The 242-nt window shown below is 66.1% G+C and carries 1 pseudogene; it reads right to left on the minus strand.

The features are described from left to right. A pseudogene (gene nudF / locus R0J88_RS22870) lies at window positions 1-242 on the minus strand (ADP-ribose diphosphatase); the annotation flags it as partial.

Raw genomic sequence — 242 nt, forward strand, 5'->3', positions numbered from 1 at the left:
CTTCGTCACGGTTCAGCGCCAGCCATTGCAAGCCGATGATAGTCGCCGCGTTGCAGATGCGCCCGTCGCGCACCGCCTGCAGGGCATCCTCGAACGACCACACGCGCACGCGGATGTCTTCGCCCTCTTCTTCCAGGCCATGCAGCCCGCCCGCGCCCTTGCTGCTGCAACGACCAAGGAACAGGTGAACGTACTCGTCACTGCCGCCCGGCGACGGGAAGTAGCGGGTCATCGGCCACAGG

Origin of the sequence: Pseudoalteromonas sp. SIMBA_162 (genome assembly GCF_046535955.1) — a bacterium.
Taxonomy (GTDB): domain Bacteria; phylum Pseudomonadota; class Gammaproteobacteria; order Enterobacterales; family Alteromonadaceae; genus Pseudoalteromonas; species Pseudoalteromonas marina.